The 14,257-nt window shown below is 53.2% G+C and carries 12 protein-coding genes; all 12 read right to left on the minus strand.

All coding sequences use genetic code 11. The features are described 5' to 3' along the window. Window position 1: 1 nt before the first annotated feature. Window positions 2–2,791, minus strand: a complete 2,790-nt coding sequence (rbbA, locus tag FY034_RS16060; protein ID WP_265552345.1) for a ribosome-associated ATPase/putative transporter RbbA — start codon at window positions 2,789–2,791, stop codon at window positions 2–4. Beyond that, window positions 2,788–3,861 carry an HlyD family secretion protein gene (locus FY034_RS16065; RefSeq protein WP_265552347.1) on the minus strand — a complete coding sequence of 358 codons (1,074 nt, stop codon included), beginning with the start codon at window positions 3,859–3,861 and terminating at the stop codon, window positions 2,788–2,790. The genes rbbA and FY034_RS16065 overlap by 4 nt, the downstream gene beginning before the upstream one ends. Before the next feature lie 16 nt (window positions 3,862–3,877). Continuing rightward, window positions 3,878–4,951: an HD domain-containing phosphohydrolase gene (locus FY034_RS16070; RefSeq protein WP_265552349.1), complete on the minus strand. Its 1,074-nt coding sequence runs from the start codon at window positions 4,949–4,951 to the stop codon at window positions 3,878–3,880. 172 nt (window positions 4,952–5,123) lie between these two features. Further along, on the minus strand, window positions 5,124–5,894 hold the full coding sequence (locus FY034_RS16075; RefSeq protein ID WP_265555289.1) for an enoyl-ACP reductase FabI: 771 nt from the start codon (window positions 5,892–5,894) through the stop codon (window positions 5,124–5,126). A gap of 50 nt (window positions 5,895–5,944) precedes the next feature. Continuing rightward, the gene (locus FY034_RS16080) at window positions 5,945–6,976 is read right to left on the minus strand and encodes a hypothetical protein (protein ID WP_265552351.1); all 1,032 of its coding nucleotides are present in this window, start codon (window positions 6,974–6,976) and stop codon (window positions 5,945–5,947) included. A 36-nt stretch (window positions 6,977–7,012) separates the two neighbouring features. After that, the gene (locus FY034_RS16085) at window positions 7,013–7,567 is read right to left on the minus strand and encodes an acyloxyacyl hydrolase (RefSeq protein WP_265552353.1); all 555 of its coding nucleotides are present in this window, start codon (window positions 7,565–7,567) and stop codon (window positions 7,013–7,015) included. Between the two features lie 85 nt (window positions 7,568–7,652). Then, on the minus strand, window positions 7,653–9,386 hold the full coding sequence (locus tag FY034_RS16090) for a phospholipid carrier-dependent glycosyltransferase (protein WP_265552355.1): 1,734 nt from the start codon (window positions 9,384–9,386) through the stop codon (window positions 7,653–7,655). 48 nt (window positions 9,387–9,434) lie between these two features. Further along, a complete protein-coding gene (locus tag FY034_RS16095) occupies window positions 9,435–10,364 on the minus strand; it encodes a glycosyltransferase (protein WP_265552357.1) in 930 nt (309 codons plus the stop codon). 74 nt (window positions 10,365–10,438) lie between these two features. Further along, window positions 10,439–11,008: an SOS response-associated peptidase family protein gene (locus FY034_RS16100; RefSeq protein WP_265552359.1), complete on the minus strand. Its 570-nt coding sequence runs from the start codon at window positions 11,006–11,008 to the stop codon at window positions 10,439–10,441. Window positions 11,009–11,220: 212 nt separating this feature from the next. Then, window positions 11,221–11,790, minus strand: a complete 570-nt coding sequence (locus FY034_RS16105; RefSeq protein WP_265552361.1) for a TetR/AcrR family transcriptional regulator — start codon at window positions 11,788–11,790, stop codon at window positions 11,221–11,223. Between the two features lie 95 nt (window positions 11,791–11,885). Then, complete coding sequence (locus tag FY034_RS16110) at window positions 11,886–12,710, minus strand: phospholipase A (protein WP_265552364.1); 825 nt, start codon at window positions 12,708–12,710, stop codon at window positions 11,886–11,888. Window positions 12,711–12,823: 113 nt separating this feature from the next. Beyond that, window positions 12,824–14,257 carry an AdeC/AdeK/OprM family multidrug efflux complex outer membrane factor gene (gene adeC / locus FY034_RS16115; protein ID WP_265552366.1) on the minus strand — a complete coding sequence of 478 codons (1,434 nt, stop codon included), beginning with the start codon at window positions 14,255–14,257 and terminating at the stop codon, window positions 12,824–12,826.

A 14,257-nucleotide genomic window follows, 5' to 3' on the forward strand; every position in this document is an offset into this window, starting at 1 on the left:
GTCAGAGCTCCTGCTTCCTGAGCAAAGCTGCGGCAAGGGCCAACAACAGAGGAACGGCCAGCAACAGAGGCACAAATGATGCCTGGAGGTCGGCAAATCCCAGCCCCTTGGAAAAGGTACCCCGTGTGATAACCAGAAAATAGGTGGTCGGATAAAACCTGCCGATTACTGCCCCGGCCCCTTCCAGCGAGGAGACCGGATGAATCAGGCCGGAAAACTGCACCGCCGGCACAAGGGTCAAAATGGCGGTGCCGAACAGAGCGGCGATCTGGCTGTGCATAAAGGTAGAAATCACCAGACCAAAGGCGGTTGCTACAGCCACGTACAGAAAGGCTCCGGCTGTAAGGGCCGTAAAACTACCTTTCAACGGTACCCCGAAGACAAAAACCGCCTGCAGGCTCAACATCAGAAAGCTAAGCATGGCCAGCGCCAGATAGGGGAGCTGTTTGCCCAGTAGAAACTCCAGCCGGGTCACCGGGGTGACATAGAGATTGACAATAGAGCCCAGTTCCTTCTCCCGCACCACTGCAAGCGCGCTCAGCATGGCCGGAATCAGCATCAAAAGGAGCGGAATGACTGCCGGCACCATCGCCACTAGGCTCTTAACATCAGGATTGTAGCGAAAGCGGGTCTCGATGGATGCCACCGCGGTGGTGGCCGACACACCGAGCTTTTCCCGAGCCAGCGCTGTCAGCCACTGGGCATGCATGCCCTGCACATAGCCTCGGATTGTTTCAGCCCGTTGTGGCATGGCGCCATCAATCCAAGCACCGACAGCAACCGGTGAGCCACGACGCAGGTCACGGGCAAAACCAGGCGGAATTTCAATTGCCAGGCTGATCTCACCGGCGCGCATACGCTGGTCCAGATCAGCATAACTTTTAAGGGCAGGACGCTCACTAAAATAACGCGAACCACTAAGACTGAGCAGGTAGTCTCGGCTGAGGGCGGTCTGATCGCGGTCAAGCACGGCAAAGGTGAGATCCTCCACGTCCAGGGTAATGCCGTAGCCCATCACGAACATCAGGATCACGCTCCCCAGCAACGCCAGGGTCAGGCGGATCGGATCACGCACGAGCTCCAGCGCCTCGCGCCGGGCATAGCTGAACAGGCGCTGCAGGCTAAAAAAGCCTGGTTGGGCTGCTGGAATATTTGGCTGTGAGTGATTGAAGGCACGAACAGCATCGAGCGGCTCGGTAACGGCTTCAGTGGAGGCAGGCGCGGCTGTATCAATGGCTTCCTCCAGATACCCGATAAACGCCTCTTCCAACGTGGCTGTACCTCGAGCCGCCCTCAACGCTGCCGGTGTATCACTGACCAGCACCCGGCCAGCGTGCATCAATGAGATCCGGTCGCAACGTTCTGCCTCGTTCATGAAGTGGGTCGAGATAAAGATGGTGACCTTATCCTGCCGGGCAAGGTCAACCATGATCTGCCAGAAGGCATCCCTGGCCACGGGGTCAACCCCCGAGGTCGGCTCGTCAAGGATCAACATCTCCGGCCCGTGGATCATGGCCACTGCCAGCGACAGGCGTTGGCGCTGCCCCAGCGGCAGGGCATCGGGCAGGCTCTCCATCACCTGATTCAGGCCAAAGCGCTCCGCCATGCTGGCAACCCTGGCAGGAATCTCCGCTTCCGCTAGACTGAAGAGGCGTGCATGCAGAATCAGGTTCTGGCGCACGGTCAACTCGCTGTACAAAGAAAAAGATTGGGTCATATAGCCGACCCGGCGGCGGGTATCGATGTCGCGGGGATCAACCGGTCGCCCGAAGAGCCGGGCCTCTCCTGCGCTGGCCGGCAGCAGGCCGGTCAGCATCTTCATGGTGGTGGTTTTGCCACAGCCGTTTGAGCCGAGAAAACCAAAGATCTCACCCTGGGCGATGCGGAAACTGACCTGATCAACAGCAACAAAATCACCGAAACGCATGGTCAGGCCTTGGGCCTCAATGGCGGCCTTATCGTCGGCCTCCACCTGCCGTGGCGGAATACTGACCGGCCGGTACCCCACCCGCTGTGCAGAGGGCAGCAGGGCAATGAACGCCTCTTCCAGTGTTGTGCTGTTGGTCTGGCTCAGCAATTCCTGTGGCGCACCGGTGGCAAGTATCTGTCCGGCACTCATGGCTACCAGCCAGTCAAAACGGGCTGCCTCTTCCATGTAGGCCGTGGCAATCAGCACACTCATGCCGGGTCTACCGGCTCGGATATGCTCGATCAACTCCCAGAACTGGCGGCGCGACAAGGGATCAACACCGGTGGTGGGTTCGTCCAGGATCAGCAGGTCGGGATCGTGGATCAAGGCGCAACAGAGCCCCAGTTTCTGTTTCATCCCCCCGGAGAGCTTACCAGCCGGCCGGTCGACAAAAGGTGCCAGTCCGGTGGCCTGCAACAGTTCGTCAATGCGATGTTCGCGTTCCTGACGTTCATGGCCGAATAAACGAGCAAAGAAATCCACATTTTCAAAAACTGAGAGGGTTGGATAGAGATTTTTACCCAACCCCTGCGGCATGAAGGCGATCCGAGGACAGACATTGCGACGATGTCGCCGGCTGGCCATGCTGCCACCCAACACCTCTACCTGACCGGCCTGAATGGCCCGCGAACCGGCAATCAGCGAAAAGAGGCTGGATTTACCCACGCCGTCAGGGCCGATCACACCGACCAGACAGCCGGCCGGCAATTCCAGGCTGATATCTGTCAACGCCACAGTCTTGCCGTAGCGCAGACTGATCCCCTGCAGCCGTGCTACAGGCGGCAAAGTCAGATGCCTGCGTGGTGTGGCAGCTCCGTTCATTGCGGCAGTTTGATCTGCAGACGGGCTGGCCAGGGTTTGGTGGCATCAAGCCGTACCCAGGCCACGCCGGGCAGGCCGGTCTTGACCCGGGTGATATGTTTTTTCAGCAGTTCTGGTGGGATCTGGGCCCGCACCCGGAACATCAGCTTCTCACGTTCGCTGGCGGTCTCCACTGTCTTGGGGGTAAACTGGGCCACATCGGCAACAAATGACACCCTGGCCGGAATCACATACTGTGGAGCGGCATCCAGCACCAGCCGCACCTCGCTGCCCATCGCCAGCTTGCCTGCTTCAGTAGTGGGCAGGAAAAAGGTCATATAGACATCGCTCAGGTCAACCAGACTTAAAACACGCCCCCCTGCCCCCACCACTTCACCGAGCTGGGCCACCTTGTACTGCACCCGGCCGTCGCGGGGGGACTTCAAGGTACTGTCACGCAGCTCAGCCTGAATCCGCTCGACATTGGCCCGGGCCGCCTCCACCGCTGCCTGTGCGCCGCCAATCTGGGTTCTGGCTGCCATGATGGTTGAATCAACGGCTGAACTCTGGGCCTGGGCCGCATGGAGTGCCGCCTCAGCACTTCGCAGCAGTGCCGCATCGTCATCTGCATCCTGCTTTGCAATTGCCCGATTCTGCACCAACTCTGCAGAGCGGCGCGCATGCTGGCGGGCCTTGACCAGCTCAACTTCCCGCTGGCTAACCATAGCCAGGGCTGCCGCCTTTTCGCTTTGTCGTTGAGCAAGCTGGCTCTGGCTCGTGGCAACCACACTCCGGGCCTGCTGCAACTGTGCCTTGGCCTGCCATAATTCGGCTTCCAACGTCTCGGTATCCATGACCGCCACAACCTGACCGGCTGTTACAAAATCACCCTCGCGTACCAGGATGTCCTTGACCCGTCCGGCAGACTTCGCCGCCACATCGATCTCCACCGCCTCAATCCGGCCATTGCCGCTCGTGACACCTGCATCCTGATTGTTACGAAAGTATTTGTACCAGCCAAAGACTACACCCAAGGCTGTTACAACTACCAGCCCAACCACTCCCATCATCTTTCGCTGGGTTATGCGCATGGTTTCCTCTCTTGGATTACAGGCTATACAACAAAACCGAGTTCACCACACCACGAAATGCACCAACAGCTTCTTCCAGCATAAATCCCTTTCTGAAAACTGCAAGGCAGGCATTCACAACCTGTGAATCAAAGGCTGCGCCGCTGGCTGCTACGATTTCTTCCATCGCCGCCTCAAGCCCTTTCGCTGGGCGATACGGACGATGCGACGACATGGCTTCAACCACGTCTGCAACGGCAATGATGCGGGCTTCGATAAGAATATCCGAACCAGTCAAATTGCAAGGGTAACCTGTACCGTCTAGACGTTCATGGTGCTGTTGAATCATTTGTGCGATAGGCCACGGAAATTCAATTTGTTGAAGGATTTCATAACCAGCCTGTGGATGCGTTTTAATCAACGCAAACTCAAGGTCTGTTAGCCGCCCGGGTCTTGTCAAAATTTCTGCGGGCACATATAATTTACCAATGTCATGAATACTCGCCGCTGTTATTACGCCTTTGATCTGTTCCTCGTTAAAACAGCCCATTTCTCTGGCAATTGCGCCAGCCAATTGGGCCACACGCTGCTGATGTCCGAACGTGTAGGGATCTCGTTTTTCAATGGCTGTTGCTAAGGCATGCACGGTTTCATCAATGATTCTGCCCTGCTTTACAATCTGCATTTTCAAATTGTTTTCAAGCTCCATCTTTTCGGTAATGTCATACAGAATTGCCATCGCTCCAATAACGTGCCCAGCCGCATTGAGCACCGGTGCCGTTGAGTAACTTATCTGAATTGCTGTACCGTCCTTTTGGGTTGCCTGCATGGGAAGCGAGGAAAAAATCTCAAGCTTTTGCGTCCGCTCTCGAAGCTCTTCATACTTTTTCCAGCCCTGACCTGAAAGGACCCTGATAGACTGACCAAGTACTTCATTTTCTTGCCAGCCCAATATCTTTTCAGCCGCCTTATTCCACAAACGGATAATACCCTTTGTGTCAACCGCAAGTATGCCTAGCGGTGATGCCATCACAAGCCCGCGCAAAACCTTGGCGTTTGAGCCAAGATCAGTTCCCCACGTTTCAGATTCGGATGTTTCCAAAATCAACATCACGTTGCTTTCATCGTTTAAATAGCAGATGAATAAGATTTATGGGCCACCCAGGTGCGGGCTCTTGAGCAAGAATATACAGTGCCAGGCCTGCCACAATCAGGGCCATGCAGAAATACATAATAAATCTAGATTTTTTTATGGCAGTTTCTTCTTTTTTTTTGATCATGACTCACACCCCCAGCACGTTATAGCCTGCGTCAACATAATGAACTTCTCCGGAAACACCGCTTGACAAATTGCTACAGAGGTACAGTGCCGAGTTCGCCACCTCCTCCCGTGTAACATTACGGCGAAGCGGTGCCTTTTCTCCAACACAAGCGGCTATAGTACTGAACCCACTCAGACAAAAGGAGGCGGTGGTTAGTATTGGTCCGGATGAAATTGCATTAACACGTACTCCTTTGTTACCAACTGCTTCAGCCAGGTAGCGAACTGACGCTTCAAGGGCCGCTTTGGCCACCCCCATTACATTGTAATGGGGGAAAACCTTGACGGCGCCATAATAACTAAGTGTCAAAATCGCGCTATTTCTCCCTTCCATTAAGGGTAGCGCCTCCTTGACAATATTGATAAGCGAATAAACACTGACCTCCAAGGCTCTCTCAAAACCTCGCCGGTCTGTATCAAGAATGGTCCCTGCCAGATCATCCTTTTCTGCAAAAGCCACCGCATGAACAATAATATCCAATCCATCCCACGTAGCTTTAATCTTATCGGTGATCTTCCGAATCTGCGCACTGCTCCTTACATCGCAGGGTAGAATCAGCTGGGCATTCAGTGATTCTGCCAAAATCCTCACACGTTTTTCCCGAGTCTTATCCTGATACGTAATGGCGAGGTCGGCGCCTTGCTCATGAAAAGCCCGGGCAATACCCCAGGCGATACTTTTTTCATTGAGTATCCCTAAAATCAGAATTTTTTTCCCGTGGAGTAATTGCATAAAGTCTCTGGCTGCGGCATTTGATGCCATGGCAATGCGTCTTTCAGACGCTAGAATCGGTACCCAACTCCTGCAAGTAATACATCAGTATCTCTGTCATAATCGGTTGCTATCCGACTCCAGGAAATACGTGCTGACCAGTCGGGATGAAGCCGATAGCTTCCGGTCAGGGTGCCAATGGCGGAAACAATTCGATCATCCCCCCAGTTGTGCCCAGCACGATGATCGGCCGCTAGATAAGCCCCACATCCAACACCCAAGCTTGTCATCCCATCAAAAAACTCTTTGGTCAGCCAAAGCTGGCTTGCTATTCCATGCCGCCTGATCAGGCGGTTATCTCCTTCGTATAGCCATGTCGCAGTCCAATCCAGATAAGGTAATACGCCGCGTCGATATTCAATGCTCACCGCAACAGATTTTTCAGACTCAAAACTATTTGTTATTGTTTGCCCGACAAACAGCGTCACCTCATTGTGCTTGGCGTCGCGACTCGTTTGGGCAGTATCTTGTTTAGACTTCTTGTGGCCGTCCAGTTGGTACCCAATCCCAGCTAAGGTAGAAAAAGCATCCATTTCTCCGAAGGTAGTAACCCAGTTACTGCGTATTTGAAAAAGCCAGGGTGAAGTTATCTGTACTGTCGCCGCCAAGCTGAAGACAGAGCCAAAACCATGCTTGTTTTTGTAGGTACTGCTACCTGCAGCAGTGGTGTCGTAATACCAGTAAGTGCCCATTCCTGCTGACAGTATAAGTTGCTGTTTGTACACGGGCTGGCTTATCCACAACTGCAGTGCACTACCATCGCGATGATGACCGGGAATGTGCCCTTCGTTCAAATAAGAAAAACTTGCCGAAAACCGCTGGGTAAAAGGCAGGCGATAGTCCAGTTGCCAGACAGGAGATGAGCCGTCACCTTCAGCCGAGTCTCCCTTGCTTATGCCTCCCAGCGCAACCAATTCATCAGCATGCGCTATGTCGCTACTAAGAGAACCATGCAAAGCCAGCAGGAGACCAGACCAAACCAGTGTTGTACTAGCCAGACGGCAACTGAAAGCCCAAAAACTAGGGGCTGTTTCTACGTTCACTTTGCGCCTCTATGAACAATATCCAATAAACAAGTCCTAAAAGTGCCAGCTCACACTGAACATGTGCATATCCACGCCTGGATTTGGTGTGCATCGGGTATATAAAATGCGATTGTTTGAGAGATGCTGCAGTCGATAGCCTATTCCCATGCCTCCTTTAAAACGATAGGAGACTCCCATATGAGCGCCCCACAAAAGAATACTTCCAAAATCCTGCTCCCCGAACTGGCGCCTATCCATAACGTCAAGACCTACACCAATTTCCAGTGCGATGCCCCCATTGTCGTTGTTAAATACAAGCCCCGCCCCAGTACCTCCAATAAAACCGCTTTCATTGCCGCCTGTCAGAGCTCCAGCAGACACATTCAAGGACGGAGCCATACCCCATCCTGAAGGACATCGCCACTCCCAAGGCAGACCATAGACTGCAAATGCCTGATACAGATGAAAATATTCACGTCGAGGCCCTGCCTGGAGCCCCATACGTATACCGGCTTCCTGCCACTCAGCCTGCGCCGTTACTGAGTGAAACAGCACACTGCTGTGCAGCAAAGACATAATGGCAAACTTCATACATTTCTTTACGAGCATGTTGCCCAGCCTCTTAGCGCACCCAATTACTTTGTTGTTTCTATTGTGTACTTTGAGTACTACCTGTTTATTTTTATGATTACCGCTACTCCTGAAGCGGCTTATTTGTTATTAATAGTTTTTTGTACTTCTGCCCCAGCACTGTTGCTGCTGGGTGTAATAACGGCGCAACTTTCTTCAACTCATCCTGTTTGAGCAATACAATCACCTGGCGCTTTCCCTGCCAGAGTTGTAAAAAGCCTGCTTCATCAATAAACCAGGCCGATTGATCACCCCGGTTGCTACCGAAGGTAAGCTCCCCTTTACTGCCAACCACAACCACCCGCTGCCTGGCATAAAACGGCATCGACTGTTCATAGCCGAAGCTTGCCAGGATACCCTCATTGCTTAGTAGCCGCCCTGCCATTTCAGCTAATTCACGTGAAGACTTCTTTACGGCAATTCGTTCCAGCACATGCGGTTGCCCAACGACCTCTAGCAAATAGGAACCAGATAAAAGTCCGATGAGCAGTAGTACAGCGCTCTTCCTACGAACAGCCCAAAACACACTTATGGCCATGCCTAAAAAGATCAACCCCAGCAGCCAACCAGCTAGGGGCGTTAGAATAGTCATTTTTGTAAGCAGACTGCTGCCTACTGGCAACAAATTGAGCTGTATAAGCAAAGGCGCTAAGATTGGCAGTTGCGAGTAGGCCACCACCCCAACTGCACCAATTGACAGCACAACGAGCAGGCTGATGTGTTCCAATTTAAGTGTTGCCATTATCTTGTGCTCGCCAAGCCGCACAAACATGATGCCTATCAGCATGGCAATAGGTGGAAAAATCGGCAGGATGTAGGGGATCAGTTTGGAATGCGATGCTGAAAAAAACAGAAAGATAAAAACAACCCAGATTACCAGGAAAAAACGGGGATCCTGTGCTTGACAGCGGGTCTTGGCCCCATCCACGAGTGCTCGGGCTGCATAAAATGACCAAGGCAACATCGTGAGCAAGAAGATCGGCACAAAGAACCAAAACGGCTGGTAACGCCCATGTGTTGTGGTTAAAAAGCGTTCAAAATGTTCATGTATAAAGAAAAATTGTGCGAAGTCTGGATTTTTTATTGATGCCAACACAAACCAGGGTGCCGCTACCACAAGCAACAGCAGACTGCCGCGTATCAGCCGCAATTCCCGCAGCAGGTAGCCGTTACAGCCCAAGGTCAGGTAGAGCGTAACGATACCTGCTGGAAAAATAATCCCGATTAAGCCTTTGGCAAGTACAGATAGCCCGCAGAAGACATAGAAAAGATAGTAATGCAGTGCTTTGTGCTGTTCTCTGGTTGCTGCCAGCAAAAAATGACACAATGCGGCGGTCAAACAGAAGGTCAGGGTCATGTCGGTCAGGTTTATCCGTGACTGCACCAGGAAGCCGGTGGACGCCCCCAGGATTGCTGCAGAAACTACTGCTTCTTGCCGCCCCCAGATAGCCCGCGTGGTACTGTACACTAACAACACTGTTAGCAAGCCAGCTGTGGCACCAGTGAAGCGCGCAGCAAACTCACTCAGCCCGAATATCTTGAAGGCCAGCGCGGTCAGCCAATAATGCAACGGTGGTTTTTCAAAATAGGCGACATAATTAAGCGTGGGCGTTATAAAATCGAACCGTTCCAGCATCTCACGCGGAATCTCGGCATAGCGTCCTTCATCGGGTTCGATTAGGCCGATCCTCCCAAGCCACAAAAAAAATGCACTGCCATAGAACGCGGTCAACAGCAATAAATCACCCTGCCAAGGAAAAGACGACGTTTGCAGGTATGACTTGATTTTGCGCATCATGAAGTTTTACTCCCCGTGAGCCGCCTCTTAGTTTTCGACACTCTGTCTTCAAAACCCGTAGGTTTTTCTGACCACGTAGCGCGGCCGCCTGCGGACCTCCTGGTAGATCCGCCCCACATACTCCCCCACGATCCCGATCCCGAAGATGATGATCCCGATGAAGAAGAACAGGATCGCAAACAGGGTGAAGACCCCTTCCACCTCAGCCCCGATCATGAAACGCCGGATAAACAGCGACAGCGCAAATCCGACCGACAAGAAGGAGGTGATGATCCCCAGAAGGGCAAAAAGCTGCAGCGGCACGACCGAGAAACCGGTCATCAGGTCGAAGTTGAGCCGGATCAGACGGTAGAAGGAGTATTTGCTCTCTCCCAGGGTCCGCTCGGCATGGCCCACCATGATCTCGCTCGGATTGGAGGAGAAGGTCTGGGCCAGGGCCGGGATGAAGGTGGTGGATTCGCCGCACTGGTTGATGTTGTTGATGACGTTGCGGTGGTAGGCCCGCAGCATGCAGCCGTAGTCGCTCATCTGCATGCCGGTCATCTTGTTGGTGGTGATGTTCACGATCCGCGAGGCCACCCGTCGAAAGAGCGGGTCCTGACGTTTTTCGCGTATCGTGCCGACCACGTCATGACCCTGTTCGATCTCGGCAATCATGCGGGGGATCTCTTCCGGAGGATTCTGCAGATCAGCATCCAGGGTGATGACGATTTCGCCGGTTGAACGTTCAAAGGCTGCCAGGATCGCCATATGCTGGCCAAAGTTGCCGTTGAACTCGACCACCTTGACACCGGGGTATTGCTGGACATACTCCCGCAGCATCTCAAGTGAGCGGTCACGGGAACCGTCGTTGGTGAAGATGATCTCAAACGGCTTGCCCAGCGACTCTGCCACCGGGTAGAGACGGTCCATCAACGGCTGCAGCGATTTCTCTTCGTTGTAGACCGGCACGATAAGGCTGACATAGGGCGTACTCATACTGACTGCTTCTCCTTTGCTCCGTTTCTACCCGTTCCTCCCACAGACAATGGCCTGTTGGGCATCGCTGGCGTTTACTCAGACGTGCCTAAGGGAATTACACACATCAGTTCAGATGGATACGGACTTGCAAGCCGTTGCAGATCCTGTTTGAGTGGCCTTTTGCTTTGTAACCAGTCACTAAGTTCAGAGGGATGCAAGATAAGTGGCATTGTTTTTTGAAAAGGTGCCAATAGTACGTTTGCCATGGTTGTAATGAGCACAACACCCTCTTGCTGCAGTCCAGCGTCATTCTGCCAAGCCTCCCAAATTCCGACGCAACTCATGTACGAGCCATCATTCAGCACGACTTCATACCATCTGCCATCTTTCATGATGCGGAAGCAGCTCACCGGCATAATGCAGCGCTGAGTCGTGTGACGATACCACCCCAGCCTGCTTTCATCATTAATGCTCCATGCATCTTCAACGCTCCACAACCGTGCCAGAGACGCTTGACGTTCTCCTTGCTTTCCTTGACGAATGACCAACCATTGTTGACCATACGTGCTGCAGACGCATGTATCCCACTGCAAAGGCACCCGAATATCAAATGCCTTTTGCAAGCATGCAACGGTACCTCGCATAACAAGTCGAAGCTGCATACCCGCGCCCTTTCTACTAACTGCCCACGCACATCACCTGCCAACGTCACAGTACTTATTTAATTAAATTCTATTGAGGTCGGAATCAGCAGTTGCATGCGACGGCAAAGATGCACTGTTCTGCTGGTTCTAAGGTTTTTACGTTAGGAACGAAGTAACTCGATTGAATATTCATTTGAAATCAGTTTGTTAATATTTCAGACCAAATCTATTTAACACTTTAGTGCCTCCCAACAGGCTTGGACTGTTTTTTCAATCAGAAGATCATCAAGTGTTATAAGCCCAAAGATATGATCACGACATATAAGCAGCAAGGGGCCAAATGATAGGGCAAAAATTACCGGCAAGGGCAAATCTTTGACAAGACCCTGTTGCCGCGCTTCTTCAAAAAGTGAAGAGACAAGGTCGTTTTTTCTCCCCAACATCCTTTCCCGTCTGCTGGCAACCCCATAGGGAGAATTATGAAACTGTTCAATAAAACGTGATTTCATAGGGAATACGATAAAAGAGCTTACCAGCATCCGTCCTATATGCAGGAAGCGCTCCTGTACAGAGCTATCTTCGCAATACCCTTGTCTGATGGACTCAAGTAATTGTTCTTCAAGAAGGGCATAGGTAGCCTCAATAAGCGCGTCTTTGCTTTCAAAGTAATGGTAAATGGTACCTGCTGCCACACCGGCACGCTTGGCAATCCCGGACATCGGTGTCCCATGAAATCCATTTTCAGCAATCAGCTCCATGGCAGCCTGTATCACGGCCATACGCTTATCAGTGTTCTCCATTGGTCACTCCCACATTTTACCGAATGAACATTCAATCTAAACATATCAAACAATGTGGTGGTGTCAAGCACCTATTCCAAAGAATATGTTACTTACTACAGCCAATCCGTCAGCATCACTCCGATCCCAAGCCGGTTATTGGCATGGTTGTAGTCTACCAGGCTTTCACCATAACCGTTAAAATACTGGACGTATCCCCGTAACTTCTTGTGCAGGGGAAAACTCCAGTCGAGCTGGATGGCTCCCTTATTCTGAGAGGTACGCAGATTGTTGCGCAGCATCATGCTTACGGTATGTTCGCCCAGCTTTTGCACGACGAACAACTCGCCATAACCGTAATATTTTTCCATGGACGGGTTATCATCGTCCTGTGCGCTTTCAGGAATACGAAACCAGGGTTTTAGGACAAAACAGGTCGTACCGGCACAGAAGGGCAGTTGCGCCATGATCCTGTTCCAACTGCGAGATAGAGGGCGTGATCTGCCATTTGACTGATGATTAAAACCAATGGTCATGATCTCGCTGCGCATCCCGAACAGGTCAAATCCGGTGTTGAAAGACACAAAGGTTTCCGGCTCAAAGTTTATCTCTCTGAATGGAGAGGATATCTTGCTGTTATAAGCCTGCCAAAAGGCAACCTGGCTGTATGCCACATACAGTGTGCCCGTACTGCCGAACATATTTTCCCACAACGCAGTCTTGATACTGAGCTGAAATTTAACTTCTAGCTTGTCAAGCTGGTCGCGCCCATCACTTAAGGTGCCATAGGCATCGTTATTGGGTGAAGCATTATACGTAATGGGCAGAAGGTAGTTGGGCTTATGCGGCAGAATAGAAAAAGCCAAGCCTTTTGCCTGCTGCTCCTGACTGAGGCGTTTTTCAATCACAGACAGCGTCTGGCCTGACGTATCCTGTTCCACGAACGGCGGATCAGGTGGCAGCTGGGCGGGAGCCTGCTCCGCGCAGGCTCCCGATGGCACACGTGCCGTACAGAGCAAGACCAAGAGGAAGCCTATTACTGTACGCCACCTGTTCAATCCTTACCCCCGCCCCCCAGTACCTTGTAGGCGGTGGTCTGGTTGGCCAGCCTGGCCAACCGGACCGTGATCAGGTTCTGCTGGGCCGCATACAGGGCACGTTGTGCAACGATCACGGTCAGATAACTGTCCACTCCCCTGTCGTAGCGGGCCTGCGAAAGACGATGGCTTTCAGCCGTGGCATCGGTCAGCGACTGTTGGGCAGCCAGCTGGTCATTAATAGTACCACGCTGGGCCAGGGTATCAGCCACCTCCCGGAAGGCGATCTGGATCGCCTTTTCGTACTGGGCCACGGCGATATCCCGGTCTGCCTTGCTGACCTCCAGCCCGGCAAGATTGCGGCCACTGTCAAACAGCGGCACACTGATTTGCGGCACAAAATTCCAGGCCACCGAACCGGGCTGGAACAGATCGGTCAGCTTGGCGCTGGCCGTACCAAAACCGGCACTCAGGCCAATCCGGGGAAAGAAGGCGGCCCGGGCAGCGCCAATGTTGGCATTGGCCCCTTTCAGCCGATGTTCGGCAGCCAGGATGTCAGGCCGTTTCAGCAGCACTTCGGACGGCAGCCCCACCGACAGTTCCTGCACTGCCGTCAGGCTGCCCAGCTCTGTTGGCAACAGGTCAGCCGGCACCGATCTGCCCACCAGCAGGCCAAGGGCATTCTCATCCTGAGCCACCAGAGTGGTGTAGCGGGCGATATCCACCCGGGCCGCATCCACGGCGGTCTGGGCCTGATAGAGATCAAGAGCCGAAGTGATCCCGGCATCATAGCGATGTTTGATGATCTGGTAGTACTCCTGCTGACTCGCCAGGGTCTCGCGGGTAATCTTCAGCCGCTCCCGGTCAGCGGCCAGGGTCAGCCAGGCATTGGCCACTTCGGCCACCAGGCTGATCTGGACACTGTTTCTGGCCTGTTCAGTTGCCAGGTACTGCTCCAGAGCCTGGTCCTTCAGGCTCTGCACCCGGCCGAACAGGTCCAGCTCATAATTGCTGACCCCCAGACCGACGTTATACTGTTCACTGACACGGGCCCGGCCGGTTGAGGAGAGGTCGGCCGGGGTGCGCTGAATGGTGGCCCCGGCAGTGCCGTTGATGGTCGGCAGCAGGTCGGCCCGTTGAATCCGGTACTGGGCACGGGTCTTCTCAATGGTCAGGGCTGCCACCCGCAGGTCACGGTTGTTGGCCAGGGCCAGTTCAATCACCTTCTGCAGGCGGGGCTCCACAAAAAACTCCCGCCAGGGTACCTCGGCCAGCGGTTTCTGATCAGCCTTGGCAGTCTCGGCCTTATAGGCCTCGCCGCTGGGCCAGCCGGTCGTAACCGGCGCATCAGGCCGGGTGTAGGTCGGAGCCATGGTGCAGCCGGACAGGGCACCGGCCAGAAGTGATGCACAAAGCACCGAAGCAACAGGAAATGACGCTCGTTTTTTCAT

It is taken from the genome of Trichlorobacter lovleyi (assembly GCF_015239775.1).
GTDB lineage: Bacteria > Desulfobacterota > Desulfuromonadia > Geobacterales > Pseudopelobacteraceae > Trichlorobacter > Trichlorobacter lovleyi_B.

Bases quoted from the DNA above. Each gene is read 5' to 3' on its own strand.
- FY034_RS16075 (WP_265555289.1), bottom strand. From the start codon at position 5,894: ATGCAATTACTCCACGGGAAAAAAATTCTGATTTTAGGGATACTCAAT.
- adeC (WP_265552366.1), bottom strand. From the start codon at position 14,257: ATGAAAAAACGAGCGTCATTTCCTGTTGCTTCGGTGCTTTGTGCATCA.
- FY034_RS16090 (WP_265552355.1), bottom strand. From the start codon at position 9,386: ATGATGCGCAAAATCAAGTCATACCTGCAAACGTCGTCTTTTCCTTGG.
- FY034_RS16065 (WP_265552347.1), bottom strand. From the start codon at position 3,861: ATGCGCATAACCCAGCGAAAGATGATGGGAGTGGTTGGGCTGGTAGTT.
- rbbA (WP_265552345.1), bottom strand. From the start codon at position 2,791: ATGAACGGAGCTGCCACACCACGCAGGCATCTGACTTTGCCGCCTGTA.
- FY034_RS16095 (WP_265552357.1), bottom strand. From the start codon at position 10,364: ATGAGTACGCCCTATGTCAGCCTTATCGTGCCGGTCTACAACGAAGAG.
- FY034_RS16085 (WP_265552353.1), bottom strand. From the start codon at position 7,567: ATGCTCGTAAAGAAATGTATGAAGTTTGCCATTATGTCTTTGCTGCAC.
- FY034_RS16100 (WP_265552359.1), bottom strand. From the start codon at position 11,008: ATGCAGCTTCGACTTGTTATGCGAGGTACCGTTGCATGCTTGCAAAAG.
- FY034_RS16105 (WP_265552361.1), bottom strand. From the start codon at position 11,790: ATGGAGAACACTGATAAGCGTATGGCCGTGATACAGGCTGCCATGGAG.
- FY034_RS16070 (WP_265552349.1), bottom strand. From the start codon at position 4,951: ATGTTGATTTTGGAAACATCCGAATCTGAAACGTGGGGAACTGATCTT.